This is a genomic window from Pseudomonas sp. p21 (assembly GCF_001642705.1).
Classification (GTDB): domain Bacteria; phylum Pseudomonadota; class Gammaproteobacteria; order Pseudomonadales; family Pseudomonadaceae; genus Aquipseudomonas.
This window is the reverse complement of sequence record NZ_LWBV01000002.1, coordinates 428,081-446,389: the sequence shown is the minus strand read 5'-3', so window position 1 is coordinate 446,389 and position 18,309 is coordinate 428,081. Positions and strand designations below refer to the sequence as shown.

General features: G+C 63.6%; 11 protein-coding genes. 6 read left to right on the top strand and 5 right to left on the bottom strand.

Annotation, left to right across the window (positions count from 1 at the left end):
• Positions 1–83: 83 nt before the first annotated feature.
• The 4 genes from gltB (at position 84) to A4C63_RS06925 (ending at position 7,821) form a co-directional block, all read left to right on the top strand.
• Positions 84–4,529: a glutamate synthase large subunit gene (gene gltB, locus A4C63_RS06940; RefSeq protein WP_063912053.1), complete on the top strand. Its 4,446-nt coding sequence runs from the start codon at positions 84–86 to the stop codon at positions 4,527–4,529.
• 106 nt (positions 4,530–4,635) lie between these two features.
• A complete protein-coding gene (locus A4C63_RS06935) occupies positions 4,636–6,054 on the top strand; it encodes an FAD-dependent oxidoreductase (protein ID WP_013974599.1) in 1,419 nt (472 codons plus the stop codon).
• A 238-nt stretch (positions 6,055–6,292) separates the two neighbouring features.
• On the top strand, positions 6,293–7,357 hold the full coding sequence (gene hemE / locus A4C63_RS06930) for a uroporphyrinogen decarboxylase (protein ID WP_063912052.1): 1,065 nt from the start codon (positions 6,293–6,295) through the stop codon (positions 7,355–7,357).
• A gap of 116 nt (positions 7,358–7,473) precedes the next feature.
• Positions 7,474–7,821: a YgiW/YdeI family stress tolerance OB fold protein gene (locus A4C63_RS06925; RefSeq protein WP_063912051.1), complete on the top strand. Its 348-nt coding sequence runs from the start codon at positions 7,474–7,476 to the stop codon at positions 7,819–7,821.
• A gap of 100 nt (positions 7,822–7,921) precedes the next feature.
• On the opposite strand, the gene A4C63_RS06920 is transcribed toward A4C63_RS06925, so the two are convergent.
• The gene (locus A4C63_RS06920) at positions 7,922–9,109 is read right to left on the bottom strand and encodes an MFS transporter (RefSeq protein ID WP_371106038.1); all 1,188 of its coding nucleotides are present in this window, start codon (positions 9,107–9,109) and stop codon (positions 7,922–7,924) included.
• Between the two features lie 165 nt (positions 9,110–9,274).
• On the opposite strand from A4C63_RS06920, the gene A4C63_RS06915 reads away from it, so the two are divergent.
• Entirely contained in the window at positions 9,275–10,174 is a 900-nt protein-coding gene (locus tag A4C63_RS06915) for a LysR family transcriptional regulator (RefSeq protein WP_063912049.1), read from the top strand.
• A 76-nt stretch (positions 10,175–10,250) separates the two neighbouring features.
• Positions 10,251–11,024 carry a ParA family protein gene (locus A4C63_RS06910; RefSeq protein WP_025340949.1) on the top strand — a complete coding sequence of 258 codons (774 nt, stop codon included), beginning with the start codon at positions 10,251–10,253 and terminating at the stop codon, positions 11,022–11,024.
• On the opposite strand, the gene trxC is transcribed toward A4C63_RS06910, so the two are convergent.
• The 4 genes from trxC to A4C63_RS06890 all read right to left on the bottom strand — a co-directional run bounded on the left by trxC (position 11,021) and on the right by A4C63_RS06890 (position 18,279).
• Positions 11,021–11,455, bottom strand: a complete 435-nt coding sequence (trxC, locus tag A4C63_RS06905) for a thioredoxin TrxC (RefSeq protein ID WP_063912048.1) — start codon at positions 11,453–11,455, stop codon at positions 11,021–11,023. The two genes, A4C63_RS06910 and trxC, sit on opposite strands and share 4 nt — an antisense overlap.
• Before the next feature lie 69 nt (positions 11,456–11,524).
• Positions 11,525–12,985, bottom strand: coding sequence for a protein adenylyltransferase SelO (gene selO, locus A4C63_RS06900; protein WP_063912047.1), 1,461 nt, complete (start codon positions 12,983–12,985; stop codon positions 11,525–11,527).
• Positions 12,986–13,165: 180 nt separating this feature from the next.
• Positions 13,166–16,501 (bottom strand): mechanosensitive channel MscK, encoded by a 3,336-nt coding sequence (gene mscK, locus A4C63_RS06895; protein WP_063912046.1) that lies wholly within the window; start codon positions 16,499–16,501, stop codon positions 13,166–13,168.
• A 35-nt stretch (positions 16,502–16,536) separates the two neighbouring features.
• Positions 16,537–18,279 (bottom strand): potassium/proton antiporter, encoded by a 1,743-nt coding sequence (locus tag A4C63_RS06890; protein WP_063912045.1) that lies wholly within the window; start codon positions 18,277–18,279, stop codon positions 16,537–16,539.
• Positions 18,280–18,309 lie beyond the last annotated feature (30 nt).

The window sequence follows — 18,309 nt, the reverse complement described above, 5'->3', positions numbered from 1 at the left end:
GCGTTTGATCGGCGTGGATGGTAAGTGGTTGTTAAAAAAGAGATTTACCTCCGTTGAGAGGTGAACCTGGTGAGAATGTGTCTATGAAAACAGGTCTGTACCATCCCGAAGAATTCAAGGACAACTGTGGTTTTGGTCTGATCGCCCATATGACGGGCGAACCGAGCCACCACCTTCTGCAAACCGCCATGCAGGCCCTGACTTGCATGACCCACCGCGGCGGCATCAACGCCGACGGCAAGACCGGTGACGGTTGCGGTCTGCTCATGCAGAAGCCCGATCAGTTCCTGCGTGCCGTGGCCCAGGAGCACTTCGCCGTCGAGCTGCCCAAGCAGTACGCCGTCGGCATGGTGTTCTTCAACCAGGACCCGGTCAAAGCCGAAGCCGCTCGCGCCAACATGGACCGCGAAATCCTCGCTGCCGGCCTGAAGCTGGTCGGCTGGCGCAAGGTGCCGATCGACACCAGCGTGCTTGGCCGCCTGGCCCTGGAGCGCCTGCCGCAGATCGAGCAGGTGTTCATCGGCGGTGAAGGCCTGAGCGATCAGGAATTCGCCATCAAGCTGTTCAGTGCCCGTCGCCGTTCGTCCGTGGCCAACGCCCACGACGCCGACCACTACATCTGCAGCTTCTCGCACAAGACCATCATCTACAAAGGCCTGATGATGCCGCGCGATCTCGCGGCCTTCTACCCGGACCTGGGTGACGAGCGCCTGCAAACCGCGATCTGCGTGTTCCACCAGCGCTTCTCCACCAACACCTTGCCGAAATGGCCGCTGGCGCAGCCGTTCCGCTTCCTCGCCCACAACGGCGAGATCAACACCATCACCGGCAACCGCAACTGGGCCATGGCCCGTCGCACCAAGTTCGCCAATGACCTGATCCCCGACCTCGAAGAGCTCGGCCCGCTGGTCAACCGCGTCGGTTCCGACTCCTCGAGCATGGACAACATGCTGGAGCTGATGGTCACCGGCGGCATCGACCTGTTCCGTGGCGTGCGCATGCTGGTACCGCCAGCCTGGCAGAACGTCGAGACCATGGACGCCGACCTGCGCGCCTTCTACGAATACAACTCCATGCACATGGAGCCGTGGGATGGCCCGGCCGGCATCGTCATGACCGAAGGCCGCCACGCGGTGTGCCTGCTCGACCGTAACGGCCTGCGCCCGGCGCGCTGGGTGACCACCAAGAACGGCTACATCACCCTGGCGTCGGAAATCGGCGTATGGGACTACAAGCCCGAAGACGTCATCGCCAAGGGCCGCGTCGGCCCGGGCCAGATCTTCGCCGTGGACACCGAAACCGGCCAGATCCTCGACACCGACGCCATCGACAACCGTCTGAAGTCGCGCCACCCGTACAAGCGCTGGCTGCGTCAGCACGCCACGCGCATCCAGGCGACCCTGACCGACGACCAGGGCGTGGCCAGCTACGACGCTGACCAGCTCAAGCAATACATGAAGATGTTCCAGGTCACCTTCGAAGAGCGTGACCAGGTGCTGCGCCCGCTCGGTGAGCAAGGCCAGGAGGCGGTCGGCTCGATGGGTGACGACACGCCGATGGCCGTGCTGTCGCAGCGCGTGCGTTCGCCGTACGACTTCTTCCGCCAGCAGTTCGCCCAGGTGACCAACCCGCCGATCGACCCGCTGCGCGAAGCGATCGTCATGTCCCTGGAAATCTGCCTGGGTGCCGAGCGCAACATCTTCCAGGAATCCCCGGAGCACGCTTCGCGGGTAATCCTCAGCTCGCCGGTCATCTCGCCCGCCAAGTGGCGTTCGCTGATGAACCTGGAGCGCGAAGGCTTCGACCGCCAGCTGATCGACCTCAACTATGAAGAGAGCGTTGGCCTCGAAGCGGCCATCCGCAACATCGCCGACCAGGCTGAAGAGGCCGTGCGCGCCGGCAAGACCCAGCTGGTGCTGAGCGACCGCTACATTGCCCCGGGCAAGCTGCCGGTGCACGCCTCGCTGGCCGTGGGTGCGGTGCACCACCGCCTGACCGAGCAGGGCCTGCGTTGCGACAGCAACATCCTGGTGGAAACCGCCACCGCTCGCGACCCGCACCACTTCGCCGTGCTGCTGGGCTTCGGTGCTTCGGCCGTTTACCCGTACCTGGCCTATGAAGTGCTGGCCGACCTGATTCGCACCGGCGAAGTGCTGGGCGACCTGGACGAAGTCTTCAAGTACTACCGCAAGGGCATCTCCAAGGGCCTGCTGAAGATCCTGTCGAAGATGGGTATCTCCACCATCGCCTCGTACCGTGGCGCGCAGCTGTTCGAAGCCATCGGCCTGGCCGAGGAAGTGGTCGGTCTGAGCTTCAAGGGCGTTTCCAGCCGCATCAAGGGTGCGCGCTTCGCAGACCTGGAAAGCGACCAGAAGCTGCTGGCAGCCGAAGCCTGGAGCGCGCGCAAGCCGATCCAGCAAGGCGGCCTGCTGAAGTTCGTTCACGGTGGCGAATACCATGCCTACAACCCTGATGTGGTCAACACCCTGCAGGCTGCCGTGCAGCAGGGCGACTACGCCAAGTTCAAGGAATACACCACGCTGGTCGACCAGCGCCCGGTGTCGATGATCCGCGACCTGCTGAAGGTAAAGGTGGCCGACCAGCCGCTGCCGCTGGAGCAGATCGAGCCGCTGGAGGCGATCCTCAAGCGCTTCGACTCCGCGGGTATCTCGCTGGGCGCACTGTCGCCAGAGGCCCACGAAGCGCTGGCCGAGGCGATGAACCGCCTGGGCGCGCGTTCCAACTCTGGTGAGGGCGGTGAAGACCCATCGCGCTACGGCACCATCAAGAGCTCGAAGATCAAGCAGGTGGCCACCGGCCGCTTTGGCGTGACCCCGGAATACCTGGTCAACGCCGAAGTGCTGCAGATCAAGGTTGCCCAGGGCGCCAAGCCCGGTGAAGGCGGCCAGCTGCCAGGCGGCAAGGTCAACGGCCTGATCGCCAGGCTGCGCTACGCGGTACCGGGCGTGACCCTGATCTCGCCACCGCCGCACCACGACATCTACTCGATCGAAGACCTGGCCCAGCTGATCTACGACCTCAAGCAGGTCAACCCGCAGGCCCTGGTTTCGGTCAAGCTGGTGGCAGAAGCTGGCGTCGGCACCATCGCTGCCGGTGTGGCCAAGGCCTATGCCGACCTGATCACCATCTCGGGCTACGACGGTGGTACCGGTGCTTCGCCGCTGACCTCGATCAAATACGCCGGCGCCCCGTGGGAACTGGGCCTGGCCGAGACCCACCAGACCCTGCGCGGCAACGACCTGCGCGGCAAGGTACGGGTACAGACCGACGGCGGCCTGAAGACTGGCCTGGACGTGATCAAGGCGGCCATCCTCGGCGCCGAAAGCTTCGGCTTCGGTACCGCGCCAATGATCGCCCTGGGCTGCAAGTACCTGCGCATCTGCCACCTGAACAACTGCGCCACCGGCGTGGCCACCCAGAACGACAAGCTGCGCAAGGACCACTACATCGGCACCGTCGACATGGTGATCAACTTCTTCACCTTCGTCGCCGAAGAAACCCGTGAGTGGCTGGCCAAGCTGGGCGTGCGCAGCCTCGGCGAGCTGATCGGCCGTACCGACCTGCTCGACGTTCTGCCGGGCGACACCGAGCGTCAGCAGTACCTGGACCTTTCGCCGCTGCTGGGCAGCTCGCACATCCCGGTTGACAAGCCGCAGTTCTGCGAAGTCGACAAGAATCCGCCGTTCGACCAGGGCGAGCTGGCCGAGAAGATGGTGGAAATGGCCATGCCGGCCATCCGCGACCAGGCCGGTGGCGAGTTCAGCCTCGATATCTGCAACTGCGACCGTTCCATCGGTGCGCGTGTATCGGGCGAAATCGCCCGCTTGCACGGCAACCAGGGTATGGCTGCGGCGCCGATCACCTTCCGCTTCAAGGGCACTGCGGGCCAGAGCTTCGGCGTGTGGAACGCCGGTGGCCTGAACCTGCACCTGGAAGGCGACGCCAACGACTACGTCGGCAAGGGCATGACCGGTGGCAAGGTCACCATCGTGCCGCCAGCCGGCAGCCCGTTCGAAACCCAGCACAGCGCCATCGTCGGCAATACCTGCCTGTACGGCGCCACCGGCGGCAAGTTGTTCGCCGCCGGTACTGCTGGTGAGCGCTTCGCTGTACGTAACTCCGGCGCCCACGCTGTTGTCGAGGGCACTGGCGATCACTGCTGTGAATACATGACCGGCGGCTTTGTCTGCGTGCTGGGCAAGACCGGTTACAACTTCGGTTCTGGCATGACTGGCGGCTTCGCCTACGTGCTCGACATGGACAATACCTTCGTCGACAAACTCAACCATGAGCTGGTGGAAATCCAGCGCATCAGTGGTGAAGCGATGGAGGCCTACCGCAGCCACCTGGCGCGGGTCCTTGCCGAGTACGTGGAAGAGACCGGCAGCGAGTGGGGGCGTGAGCTCTCGGAGAACCTGGACGACTACGTGCGGCGCTTCTGGCTGGTCAAGCCGAAGGCAGCCAACCTGAAGCAACTGCTGTCCAGCACCCGTGCCAACCCGCAGTAACAACAGCTGCAAGTGGCGGCCCCGTACGCGGGGCCCGTCGTGCTCAAGTGATCGTCTTGCAGCTTGCAGCCTGAGGCTGGCAACTGCGGTAAAGAGGTTTTGAAAAATGGCTGAACGTCTGAACAACGACTTCCAGTTCATCGAAGTGGGCCGCAAGGACCCGAAGAAAAAGCTGCTGCGCCAGCGCAAGAAGGAGTTCGTGGAAATCTACGAGCCGTTCAAGCCGCAGCAGTCCGTGGAGCAGGCACACCGCTGCCTGGGCTGCGGTAACCCGTATTGCGAATGGAAGTGCCCGGTACACAACTTCATCCCCAACTGGCTGAAGCTGGTCTCCGAAGGCAACATCCTTGCTGCGGCGGAACTGTCGCACCAGACCAACACCCTGCCGGAAGTGTGTGGCCGCGTATGCCCGCAGGACCGCCTGTGCGAGGGTGCCTGCACCCTGAACGACGGCTTCGGTGCGGTGACCATCGGCTCGGTGGAGAAGTACATCACCGACACCGCCTTCGCCATGGGCTGGCGCCCGGACATGTCCAAGGTCAAGCCAACCGGCAAGCGAGTTGCCATCATCGGCGCCGGCCCGGCCGGCCTGGGCTGTGCCGACGTGCTGGTACGTGCCGGCGTGACCCCGGTGGTGTTCGACCGCAACCCGGAAATCGGCGGCCTGCTGACCTTCGGCATTCCCGAATTCAAGCTGGAAAAGACCGTGCTCAGCAACCGCCGTGAAGTGTTCACCGGCATGGGCATCGAGTTCCGTCTGAACACCGAGGTGGGCAAGGACGTGACCATGGAGCAACTGCTCGCCGAGTACGACGCGGTGTTCATGGGCATGGGTACCTACACCTACATGAAGGGCGGCTTCCCGGGCGAGGACCTGCCGGGCGTGCATGACGCGCTGGACTTCCTGATCGCCAACGTCAACCGTAACCTGGGCTTCGAGAAGTCGCCGGAAGACTTCGTCGACATGCAGGGCAAGAAGGTGGTGGTGCTGGGCGGTGGTGACACCGCAATGGACTGCAACCGCACCTCGATCCGCCAGGGCGCCAAGTCGGTAACCTGCGCCTATCGCCGTGACGAGGCCAACATGCCGGGTTCGCGTCGTGAGGTGAAGAACGCCAAGGAAGAGGGCGTGAAGTTCCTCTACAACCGTCAGCCTATCGCCATTGTCGGCGAGGACAAGGTTGAAGGCGTGAAGGTGGTCGAGACCCGTCTCGGCGAACCGGATGCCCGTGGCCGCCGCAGCCCCGAGCCGATCCCGGGGTCCGAAGAGATCCTGCCGGCTGATGCCGTGGTCATCGCCTTCGGCTTCCGCCCAAGCCCGGCGCCGTGGTTCGAGCAGCATGGCATCCAGCTGGACAGCCAGGGCCGCGTGGTGGCACCGGAGAAGGGCAAGTTCAAGCACCAGACCAGCAACCCGAAAGTGTTTGCCGGTGGCGACATGGTGCGCGGGTCGGACCTGGTGGTGACGGCTATCTTCGAAGGGCGTACTGCTGCTGAAGGTATCCTGGACTACCTGGAAGTCTGATTGATTGCCGGGGCCGCTTCGCTGCCCTTTCACGACACAAGGCCGCTCCCACAGGGGAAATGCATTCCTCATGTGGGAGCGGCCTTGCGTCGCGATGGGCTGCAAAGAAGCCCCAACGGCATTTTTGTATACAAAAATCCTTGATCCATGGCATCCAATAGACAAAACGCATGGCCTTGACCGTGCCTTTTGCGCTGGCGTCTGAGAAAATGCCCGCACTATTTTTCCGGATGCCGACATGACTGCCCTGAAGAACGATCGTTTCCTGCGTGCACTGCTCAAGCAACCCGTAGACGTCACCCCGGTGTGGATGATGCGCCAGGCCGGCCGCTACCTGCCGGAGTACCGCGCCAGCCGCGCCAAGGCCGGCGACTTCATGAGCCTGTGCATGAACCCGCAGTTCGCCTGCGAGGTCACCCTGCAGCCGCTGGACCGCTACCCGCTGGACGCGGCGATCCTGTTCTCGGACATCCTCACCATCCCCGATGCCATGGGCCAGGGCCTGTATTTCGAAAGCGGCGAAGGCCCGCGTTTCAAGAAGGTCATCAGCACCCCGGCCGACATCGAAGCGCTGCCAATCCCCGACCCGCAGAAAGACCTTGGCTACGTGATGGACGCGGTCAGCACCATCCGCCGCGAGCTCAACGGTCGTGTGCCGCTGATCGGCTTCTCCGGCAGCCCGTGGACCCTGGCCACTTACATGGTCGAAGGCGGCTCGTCGAAGGACTTTCGCAAGACCAAGGCCATGGCCTACGACAACCCGCAGGCCCTGCACCTGCTGCTGGACAAGCTGGCCCAGTCGGTCACCAGCTACCTCAACGGCCAGATCCTCGCTGGCGCCCAGGCCGTACAGATTTTCGACACCTGGGGCGGCAACCTGTCGGCTGCGGCCTACCAGGAGTTCTCCCTGGCCTACATGCGCAAGATCGTCAGTGGCCTGATCCGCGAGCACGAAGGGCGCAAGGTGCCGGTGATCCTGTTCACCAAGAACGGCGGCCTGTGGCTGGAAAGCATCGCCGAAGCCGGTGCCGACGCGCTGGGCCTGGACTGGACCTGCGAGATCGGCGATGCCCGCCGCCGCGTGGGTGACAAGGTGGCGTTGCAGGGCAACATGGACCCGACCGTGCTGTACGCCAAGCCCGAGGCCATCCGCAAGGAAGTGGCGCGCATCCTGGCCAGCTATGGCCACGGCACAGGCCATGTGTTCAACCTGGGCCACGGCATCACCCCGGAAGTCGACCCGGAGCACGCCGGCGTGTTCATCAACGCCGTGCATGAATTGTCGGCGCAGTACCATCAGTGAATTGATCGCTGAACACGAAAGCCCGGCCATGTGCCGGGCTTTTTGTTGCATTAAGTTTTAATTCAGCGATCGTCGTTAATCTGGTCCCATCGAAACCGAAACAGGACCTGATCCTCATGAAAGCACGTTATCTTGCATTGATCCTCGCCCCCTTGTTCAGCACTGCGGCCCTGGCTGCCGGGTATACCGGCCCAGGTGCCCAGTCGGTCACCACCGTAGCTGCGGCCAACGATGCTGCCGATGACACCCCGGTTGTGTTGCAAGGCTTCGTGACCAAGAAGATCAACAACGACGACAAGTACGAGTTCAAGGACAACACCGGCACCATCACCGTGGAAATCGATGATGAAGACCTGCCGCCGACGCCGTTCAACGACAAGACCAAGGTCAAACTGACCGGTGAGGTGGAGAAGCACCTGATGAGCCGGGAAGTGGATGTGGATAGGGTCGAGATCATCAACTGAGCCACTGGCCTCTTCGCGGGTGAACCCGCTCCCACAGGTATAGCGTTGCCCTCAGCTGTAGCGCGGTCCCTGTGGGAGCGGGTTTACCCGCGAATGGGCCTCAAGCAGTTTTCGGTGGCAACCTGCTCAGGTGCAGCGCCACCAGCAACGCCACCACCAGCAAGCCGCCAATGAACAGCCCGATGCCGTTCCAGCCCCACTGGTGCCAGAACACCCCGCCCGCCGTACCGGCCACACTCGACCCGGCGTAATAGCTGAACAGGTACAACGACGACGCCTGCCCCTTGGCCTTCAAAGCCCTGCGGCCGATCCAGCTGCTGGCCACCGAGTGCGCGCCGAAGAAGCCAAAGGTGAACACCAGCATACCGACGATCACCATCACCAGCGGGCTGGCCAGGGTCATCAGCAAGCCACCCGCCATCACCACGATACTGGCCCAGAACACCTTGCGCCGGCCCAGCTTGTCGGCCAGTGCGCCGACCTGCGCCGAACTGTAGATGCCCGACAGGTACACCACCGACAGCAAGCCGACCAGTGCCTGGTTCATGTAGTAGGGCTCGGCCAGCAGGCGGTAGCCGATGTAGTTGAACAGGGTGACGAAGGCACCCATCAGCAGGAAGGCTTCGAGGAACAGCCAGGGCAGGCCGGCGTCCCTGAAGTGCATGACGAAGCCATCCAGCAGGCTGCGTGGGTTCATCGCCTGCGGGCGGAAGTTGCGCGATTCGGGCAGCACCTTCCAGAACACCAGCGCCGCCACCAGGGCCAGGCCGCCGATGGTCAGCATCGCCGTGTGCCAGCTGACGAAGTCGATCAGCACGCCGGTGATCAGGCGCCCGCTCATGCCGCCAATGGCGTTGCCGCCGATGTACAGGCCCATGGCCAGGCCGATGTGCTGCGGATGAATTTCTTCGCTCAGGTAGGTCATGGCCACCGCAGCCAGGCCGCTCAGCGACAGGCCGACCAGGGCGCGGGTGGCCAGTACCAGCTCCCAGCTCGGCATTATCGCGCTGGCCAGGGTGGAGAGGGCGGCGCAGACCAGGGCAAACACCATCACCGGCTTGCGCCCGATACGGTCGGAGATGGGGCCGGTGATCAGCAGGCCGAACGCCAGCATGGCTGTGGAGACCGACAGCACCAGGCTGCTCTGCGCCGCATTGATGGCAAATTCCTTCGACAGCAACGGCATCATCGGCTGCACGCAGTACAGCAGGGCGAAGGTGGCGAAGCCGCCGCTGAACAGGGCCAGCACGGTCTTCATGAAGGCGGGGGTGCCTTTTTCGATCCACATTTCGTTCAGCGGGGCAGGTTCTGGCGCGGCGGGAAGGGGAGCTACAGCAGTTTTCACGGGCGGGTACCTCTGGCGCAATGAAAAAAGCATATAGCTGGCTAATGATTAGATCCAATATATTGTTCGACCTATTTAAGATGTTTAACGACCTGTTCGGAGCCGATCATGGAACTGCGCCATCTGCGTTACTTCATCGCCGTTGCCGAGGAGCTGCACTTTGGCCGCGCCGCCCAGCAACTGGGCATTTCGCAACCACCCTTGAGCCAACAGATCCAGGCGCTGGAGCAGGAACTGGGGGCCCGGTTGTTCGAGCGTACCAACCGTCGGGTCGAGCTGAGCGAGGCGGGGCGGCTGTTCCTCGAGGAAGCCCGCCAGGTGCTGGCACAGGTGGAGAAGGCCGCCGATGTGGCCCGGCGTGCGCAGTTGGGTGAACTGGGGGAGATGAAGATCGGCTTTACCTCGTCGGCACCGTTCACCTCGAAGATCCCCAAGGCCATCCATGCCTTCCGCCAGCGCTTCCCGGCGGTGCACCTGAACCTCAAGGAAATGAGCAGCCGCGATGTTGCGGAAGGAGTATTCGACGAGTCCATCGAAGTGGGGCTGATGCGGCCGATGCCGCTGCCGGAAGGGCTGGTGGCCACTGAACTGTTTCGCGAGCCGCTGGTAGCGGTGATCAATGCCTCACATCCATTGGCCGAAGGCACGGAACATGGCGTGCACATGGCCTCCCTGGCCAATGAGCCGTTCGTGTTCTTCCCGCGTAGCTATGGCAGCGGGTTGCATGCGCAATTGCTGAGCCTGGCACGGCAGGCGGGCTTCAGCCCGCATTTTGCCCAGGAGGCGGGGGAGGCGATGACCATCATCGGCCTGGTGTCGGCGGGGCTTGGGGTATCGGTGCTGCCGGCGTCGTTCCAGCGCATGCGTATCGAAGGCGTGGTGTACCGAACTTTGCTGGATGAAGGGGCGATGTCGGCGGTATGGCTGGTGCAGCGCGAGCGTGGGGCTTCGGCGATGGCCAAGGCATTCGCCGAGCTATTGACGGGGCAGGTGGTCGGCCAAGGGTAATGCGGGTCAAATGGCACTGGCCATTGCCGCAGCGGCGCCACATACTCGGGCATTCGTTGATACACGGAGGTCAATCATGCGGCGCGTGGTGTTCAATCAGAAAGGTGGTGTGGGCAAGTCGAGCATCGCTTGCAACCTGGCGGCGGTGAGCGCCAGCGAAGGTTATCGGACCCTGCTGATCGACCTGGATGCCCAGGCCAACTCGACCCAGTACCTGACAGGCCTGACCGGCGACGATATCCCCATGGGCATCGCCGACTTCTTCAAGCAAAGCCTGTCCAGCGGGCCGTTCAGCAAGAAGAACCAGGTCGATATCTACGAAACCCCGTTCGACAACCTGCACGTGGTCACCGCCACGGCCGAGCTGGCCGACCTGCAGCCGAAGCTTGAGGCGAAGCACAAGATCAACAAACTGCGCAAGTTGCTCGACGAACTGGACGAGGACTACGAGCGCATTTACATCGATACCCCGCCAGCGCTGAACTTCTATGCGGTGTCTGCGCTGATCGCCGCCGATCGCGTGCTGATTCCCTTCGACTGCGACAGCTTCTCGCGCCAGGCCCTGTATGGCCTGCTGGCCGAGATCGAAGAACTCAAGGAAGACCACAACGAAGATCTGGTGGTCGAAGGCATCGTGGTCAACCAGTTCCAGTCCCGTGCCAGCCTGCCACAGCAGATGCTCGACGAGCTGCTGGCCGAAGGGCTTCCGGTGCTACCGGTGTACCTGGGCAGCTCGGTGAAGATGCGTGAGTCGCACCATGCCAGCCTGCCGCTGATTCACCTGGAGCCCAGGCACAAGCTGACCCAGCAGTTTGTCGAGTTGCACTCGCTGCTCGAGGAGAACGCTTAGACCCCCTGGCTACGCAACCACTCCATCAACGACTGGAGTGGAAACGCCCCGGCTTGACGGCTGACTTCACGGCCATGCTTGAACAGCAGCAGGCTGGGGATCGAGCGGATGCCCAGTTGCCCGGCCAGGTTGCGGTTGGCTTCGCTGTCGAGCTTGGCCAGGCGGCAGCGGCCGGCCAGTTGGCGGGCGGCCTGTTCGAATGTGGGGGCGAAGGACTTGCATGGGCCGCACCAGTCGGCCCAGATGTCGACCAGCAGTGGCAGGTCGCCTTTGATCTGGCTGGCGTAGCTGGCTTCGGTGAGTTCGAAAGGGGTGCTCAGCAACACGTCCTGTTTGCAGCGGCCGCATTTCGGCGCGTCGCCCAGGCGCTCGGCAGGCAGGCGGTTGAGGCCGTTGCAGTGGGGGCAGGGGATTACCAGTGGTTCGGACATATCAATTCCTTGTGTTGTTTGTTCGGGCCCTATCGCCGGCAAGCCAGCTCCCACAGGGTTCGGAGTTGGTCAGGAGGAGCAGCTGATTTCCAGGTGCTTGCCCCATTCCGGCGGTCGCTCGGCATAGTCCTGCATCCCGGCCTGCTCCTCGAACGGGCGGCTCAGCACTTCATGCAGCCGTCGCACTTCACTGTAATCCCCCGCTTCGGCCGCTTCGATGGCTTTCTGCGCGAGGTAGTTGCGCAGCACGTACAGCGGGTTCACCGCATGCATGCGCTCACGGCGCCCTTCGGCATTGTCCGCTTCGCGCTCGCAGCGGGCCAGGTAGTCCGCCCCCCAGGCATCGAAACCGGCCAGGTCGATGAAGTCGTCGCGCACCACCTTCAGCGCCTCGGTGACGGGCTGATCACCCAGCTTGCGGAAGAACAGGTTGTAGTCCACACCACCGCTCTGCATGCGCTGCAGCAGGCGTTCTACCAGCGCCATGTCGTCCTCTTCTGCGGTGGTCAGGCCCAGGCGCCGGCGCATCAGGTCCAGGTAGTGTGCCTGGTACAGCGGCAGGAACAGGCCCAGCGCCTCCTTGAGCGGTTCGACTTCGATCACCGTGGTCAGCGCCTGGGCCAGCGCACTGAGGTTCCAGTGGGCGATCGGTACCTGGTTGGCGTAGCTGTAGCGACCACGGTCGTCGGAGTGGTTGCAGATGAAGTTGGCGTCGAAATCGTCGAGGAAGGCGTATGGGCCGAAATCGAAGGTGATACCGAGGATCGACATGTTGTCGGTATTCATCACCCCATGGCAGAAGCCATAGGCCTGCCACAGGGCGATCAGTTCGGCATTGCGCTCGACGATGGTGCGGAACATGGCCAGATAAGGCTGCTCGGCATCGCGGCATTCGGGGTAGTGCTGCTCCAGCACGTGGTCGATCAGCACGCGTTGCTGTTCCGGCTGCCTGGTGTAGTAGAAGTATTCGAAATGCCCGAAACGCACATGGCTCTGCGCCAGGCGGGTGAGCATGGCCGCGCTTTCGCGGGTTTCGCGCCACACCGGGGTGCTCGAGCCGATCACACACAGCGCCCGGCTGCTGGGAATGCCCAGGGCGTGCAGGGCCTCGGAGGCGAGAAACTCGCGGATCGACGAGCGCAGCACGGCGCGGCCGTCGCCCATGCGCGAATAGGGCGTCTGGCCGGCACCCTTGAGGTGCAGGTCCCAGTGCTCGCCCTGGTCATTCAGCACTTCGGCCAGCAGCAGCCCGCGGCCATCACCCAGGCGTGGGTTGTAGGAGCCGAACTGATGGCCGGAATAGACCATTGCCCGCGGGTCGGCCTCTTCCCATAGCTTGTGGCCGCTGAACAGTTCGGCGAAAACCGGCAGCTCTGCCTGGGCTGGGTCGAGATCGAGCAGCGCCATGGCCGACTCGCTCGCTACCACCAGGCGCGGGTCCGCGATGGGCTCGGGCAGGACCTGGGTGGAGAACGCATCGCCGAGGCGGGCGAAGCGGTTGTCGAAGGTGAGTTGGTCGAGGGCTTTCACGGGGCCGGCTCCAGAAATTGATAGGCTGGGGCCGCTTTGCGGCCCTTCGCGGGCTTGCCCGCTCCCACAGGGATTGCACCGCTCTCAGGGGCAGCAGTGGCCCTGTGGGAGCGGGCGAGCCCGCGAACGAGGGCAAAGCCCTCGCAGGGGTTCTGCACAGAATAAAGTATTAGAGCCCACTCAGGCCGAAGCAGTGCCATCCGGTTTCGGCTGTTCCACCGGAATCAGCTGCTGTTTGCCGCCCTTCGGGTCCATCAGGAATACCTCGACCTGGCGTACCGAGATCTTGATGTTGTGCGCCTTGAACTCGCGGTTGATGTAGCGGTTGATCTCATCCAGCGTCGGGTTGCGATCGCCCAGGTCACGCACGTGCATGCGCAGCTCGTGGTCCAGCGAACTCTCGCCGAAGTTGAGGAAGTACACGATCGGCTCCGGGTCCTTGAGCACGCGTGGGTTTTCGTGGGCACCCTTGAGCAGCAGATCGCGCACCAGGTCCAGGTCCGAGCCATAGTCGATGCCCAGCTTCAGCGTCACCCGGGTGACCGTGTCGGTCAGCGACCAGTTGATCAACTGGCCGGTGATGAAGGTCTTGTTGGGGACGATGATGTCCTTGCGGTCGAAGTCGGTGATGGTGGTGGCGCGGATGCGGATCTTGCTCACCGTGCCGGACAGGTTGCCGATGGTGATGGTGTCGCCGATCCGTACCGGGCGCTCGAACAGGATCATGATGCCGGAGATGAAGTTGGCGAAGATCTCCTGCATGCCGAAACCCAGGCCCACCGACAGCGCGGCCACCAGCCACTGCAGCTTGTCCCAGCTCACCCCGAGGGTGGACAGGGTGCTGACGATGCCGACCCCGACGATGACATAGGACAGCAAGGTGGTGGTGGCGTACGCACTGCCCTGGGCCAGGTTGAGCCGCGACAGCACCAGGACTTCGAGCAGGCCGGGCAGGTTGCGTGCGAGCGCGAACGTGATACCGATGATGACCAGCGCGCCGAGGAAGTCGCCCAGGCTGATCGGCACCATGCTGGCGGTGGCGCCGGTGCCGCTGGTGTATTCGTACAAGGTGAAATTGTTCAGGTAGGCGAACACCGAGATCAGGTCCGACCACACCCAGTACAGGCCGGCGATGAAGCCTCCGAGCAGGGCCAGTCGGATCAGGCGCAGCGACTGCTGGTTGACCTGTTCGATGTCCAGAGTCGGTTCTTCGGTGATGACTTCGCCGTCCAGCCCTTCCTTGGCCGCCGCCCGCTTGCTCAGTGCGCGCTGGTAGGCGAGTCGCCGCGCCGCCACCGACAGTCCGCGCACGAATGCGGCTTCGATCACAAGCCAGAACAGCAGCAGGTACAGGGTGTAGATCAGCCGGTCGGTAAGTTTCAGCGCGGTGTAGTAGTAGCCGAAGCACACGGCTACGAACAGGGCGATGGGCAGGGCGGTGAAGGCCACGCCCACGGCCCTGCGGAACAGCGAGGTATCGCGGTGCGCCGGGCTGCTGAGCAGCAAGCGGCTTAGCAGCCAGGCCATCAGTGCGTAGCAGGCCAGCACCACGCCGATGCCCAGCACATCATCGGCCAGCGCCGAAGGCTGATGCTCGGCTACCGCCACCACGCCGACCAGTGCCAGCACCACGGAGCCCAGGCGGCGTACCCAGCCGCGCAGGAACTCGACCTGCGGCTTGTGCCAGCGGAAGTGGATTTCCGCCACGCCACCCGGGGCGAGGATGCGGTAGGCGGTGTAGAACACCAGCCAGGCCTGGGCCAGTTGCCAGAGGGCGGCACCGAGGTTGGCGTTCTGCCCGCGGGCGTCGATCTGCAGGGCGTAGCTGCACAGGGCCAGGCCCAGGCTGACCGGCATCGCCAACAGGATGTTGATAAGGATCGCCTGGGGCGTGTGCCACTGGCTGTCACGGCGGAAGTGGCCAATGTCCTGGTGCACCTTGCCCAGCCGTTGGTACAGGTACTTGCGCCGCCACAGCAGGGCGCCGATCACCAGCAGCAAGGGCAGGAACAACAGCGGCCGCTGGCCCAGCCCATCCGCCAGCTCCTTGAGGCTCGAGCCCCAAGGCAGGTTGGCTACCTGATCAGTGAAGCGTGCCGGCACCAGGGTCAGCCACTCCCAGTCCAGTGGCTTGTTGCTGGGGATCCAGAACATCTGCTCTTCCAGCGTGGTGCGCAAGCCCTGGGCGGTGCCGAGCAACTGCTTCTGGTTGAGCTGCAGGGTGATCGACTCGTTGAGCAGCGCAGACAGCTCGCGGCTGAGGCGTTCGAGCAGGTCGCTGCGGGTAATCATCACCTCCAGCAGCGCCTTGCGCAGCTGCGGGGTAACCTGCTCCTGCGGCTGGCCAGCCAGCAGATTGTCGACATAGGCGGCCGGGCTGCTCATCTGCTCGCGTTGCTGGTTCACTTCGAACTGGTAAAGACGAATATCTGCGATCTGGTCAGCCAGGTCGCGGTCGACCTTCAGGTGCGGCAGGGCCTGTTTCTGCTTGTAGAGGATCTTGGACAGCAACAGGCTGCCCTTGAGTACGCTGATCTGCTCGTCGAGGGCCTGGTCGGCCTGGGTCAGGCTGTCTAGCTGCTGCTTGCTGCGCAGGTTCTGCTGGGTCAACTCGTTGAGGCGGTCCGTGCTCCTGAGCAGATAGTCGGACAGTTTCAGGTTGGCAGCACTTTCGTTGGCCAGCAGGCTGCTACCGCCGGCTTTCTGCGCTTCGATCGATTGCTGGGTGACAGTTTGCTGCGACTGGGCCAGGCGCTTCTCGTTGATCAGCGATTGCAGGTCCTGGATTTCCTGCTCCAGCCTCGCGGCGCGCTCGATGAGCAGGTCATGACGGGCATTGCCAAGGTCCTGCAACAGGCCATTGCCGGCCAGCTCCTGGCGGCGCAGCAGGGTCAGTGCATTGAGTGAAGCCAGTTCGGCAATGAGCTTGTTGCGCTGGTCGCTGTTAAGTGGCTTGCCGTTGTCCTTGCCACTCTTGAGGCTGGAATTGATCTGCTGGGTGCGTGTCTGGTTGTTGCTGATTTCTGCCTGGGCCCGTTCCGGGCGGGTCTGCGAATTGATGATCAGGCTGTTGGCATCCGACAGCGCCTTCTGCAGTTCGCCCTGTTGCGTACTGCGTTCACTGAGCATCTGCTCCAGTTGTGGCACGGTCAGGGTGGCGTAGCGCTGAGCCACCGGCAGGGGCTTGCTGGCCTTGAGCTTGATCAGTTCGCGTTGGCTGTCGGTGGTTTCCTTGGGCGCGCCAGCCAATTGCTGCTTGAGTGCCTCAAGTTTCTTCTCGCTGTCTTCCTTGCTGAGCAGCAGCGCCAAGGTCTGCTCCAGCACCTGTTGCTGGGCTTTCTGTTCCGGTGTCTGTTGCGCCGCCTTGGGGTCGGCGTCGGCAGCCTTGGGCTGGGAGATCTTGTTCAGGCTGCTCTGGATGCTGGTCGTGGTGGGAAGCTCGGTCGCGCCAACGGCGAACGAGAGGGACAGGCACAGCCCGATCAGGGCTGTGCGGAGGTACACGCGCAGGGACATAGGCAGACTACTTGTGGATCCGGCAGAAGCGAAGTTTAGAGGAACAATCCTGGTCCGGGTCGCGTTCCTTCGGGGAATCTGACGCCTACTTTCTGGATCTTGTTCCCGTCCATGGTGGCCACGGTCCAGATCGTGCCATGCCATTCGACCTGGTCACCTACTACTGGAGCGCCTCCGACCTTCTGTCGGATGAACTGGGCCAGCGGCATTTTCGCGTCCAGGCCGTCGAGTTTCAGGCCGTACAACGCTGCCACTGCACCCAGTTCGGCATCGCCTTCGAGCACGAAGTCGCCGAAGAAGCGCAGGTCCAGGCCGCGTTGTGGCGCCTGGCTGAACAGTTTGCCCAAGGCCGGCAGGTTGTGCTCGTGGCCGATCACGCAGAGCATGTCACCGACTTCCAGCACGGTGCTGCCCGAGGGGTGCAGCAACTGCTCGCCCCGGAACAGCGCGGCGATCCGCGTGCCTTCGGGCATTTTCAACTCGCGCAGCGCGGCGCCGATGCACCATTTTTCGGCGCCCAGGCGGTAGACGAACAGTTCCCACTCGCTGGTGATGTGCACTTCCAGGGCGGAGCGGGAGATTGGCGCCGGGTCTGGCGGTACCGTCACTTTCAGCAGCTTGGCCATCCACGGCAGGCTGGTGCCTTGCACCAGCAGCGACACCAGCACGATGAAGAAGGCCAGGTTGAAGAACAGCTGGGCGTCCGGCAGGCCGGCCATCAGCGGGAACACCGCGAGGATGATCGGCACCGCGCCGCGCAGGCCAACCCAGGAAATGAAGGCCTTTTCACGCCCGTGGAAGGCCTTGAACGGCAGCAGGCTGGCGACCACCGACAGCGGGCGTGCCACCAGGATCATCCATAGCGCCAGGCCCAGCGCCGGCAGGGCTATGGGCAGCAGGTCGTGGGGCGTGACCAGCAATCCCAGCACCAGGAACATGCCGATCTGCGCCAGCCAGGCCATGCCGTCGAGCATGTGCAGGATGCCGTGGCGGCTGCGGATCGGCTTGTTGCCCAGTACCAGGCCGCACAGGTACACGGCAAGGAAGCCGCTGCCGTGCAGGGCGTTGGTCGCCGAGAACACCACCAGGCCGCCGGCGATCACCAGAATGGGGTACAGGCCGCCAGCGAGCTTGATACGGTTGACCAGTTGCAGCATCAGCCAGCCGCCGCCCAGGCCCAGCAGCCCGCCGATGCCGAACTCGCGTAGCAGGTGGGTGAGCAGGCTCCAGTGCAGGCCGGTCTGACCGCTGGCGATCATGTCGATCAGGGTGACGGTGAGGAACACCGCCATCGGGTCGTTGCTGCCCGACTCGATCTCCAGGGTGGCGGTGACCCGCTCGTTCAGGCCTTTGCCGCCGAGCAGCGAGAACACCGCCGCGGCGTCGGTGGAGCCGACAATGGCGCCGATCAGCAGGCCCTGGATCAGGCTCAGGTTGAACAGCCAGGCGGCGACCAGGCCGGTGAGGGCAGTAGTGATCATCACCCCGATGGTGGCCAGCGACAGCGCCGGCCACAGCGCCACGCGGAAGCTCGCCACCCGCGTGCGCAGGCCGCCGTCGAGCAGGATCACGGCCAGGGCCAGGTTGCCCACCAGGTAGGCGGTCGGGTAGTTGTTGAAGATGATGCCGCCACCATCGACCCCGGCGACCATGCCGACGGCGAGGATGATGACCAGGATAGGGATGCCCAGGCGTGACGACAGCGAGCTGACCAGGATACTTGCGCCCACCAGCAATGCGCCGATCAGGAACAGGCTGTTGATGGTGCTTGCATCCAAGGGCAGGTACTCCGGAGACAGCGGGGGGAG

Excerpts from the sequence above, each read along its gene's own strand:
- gltB (WP_063912053.1), top strand. The coding sequence starts at position 84 with ATGAAAACAGGTCTGTACCATCCCGAAGAATTCAAGGACAACTGTGGT.
- A4C63_RS06935 (WP_013974599.1), top strand. The coding sequence starts at position 4,636 with ATGGCTGAACGTCTGAACAACGACTTCCAGTTCATCGAAGTGGGCCGC.
- hemE (WP_063912052.1), top strand. The coding sequence starts at position 6,293 with ATGACTGCCCTGAAGAACGATCGTTTCCTGCGTGCACTGCTCAAGCAA.
- A4C63_RS06925 (WP_063912051.1), top strand. The coding sequence starts at position 7,474 with ATGAAAGCACGTTATCTTGCATTGATCCTCGCCCCCTTGTTCAGCACT.
- A4C63_RS06920 (WP_371106038.1), bottom strand. The coding sequence starts at position 9,109 with ATGTGGATCGAAAAAGGCACCCCCGCCTTCATGAAGACCGTGCTGGCC.
- A4C63_RS06915 (WP_063912049.1), top strand. The coding sequence starts at position 9,275 with ATGGAACTGCGCCATCTGCGTTACTTCATCGCCGTTGCCGAGGAGCTG.
- A4C63_RS06910 (WP_025340949.1), top strand. The coding sequence starts at position 10,251 with ATGCGGCGCGTGGTGTTCAATCAGAAAGGTGGTGTGGGCAAGTCGAGC.
- trxC (WP_063912048.1), bottom strand. The coding sequence starts at position 11,455 with ATGTCCGAACCACTGGTAATCCCCTGCCCCCACTGCAACGGCCTCAAC.
- mscK (WP_063912046.1), bottom strand. The coding sequence starts at position 16,501 with ATGTCCCTGCGCGTGTACCTCCGCACAGCCCTGATCGGGCTGTGCCTG.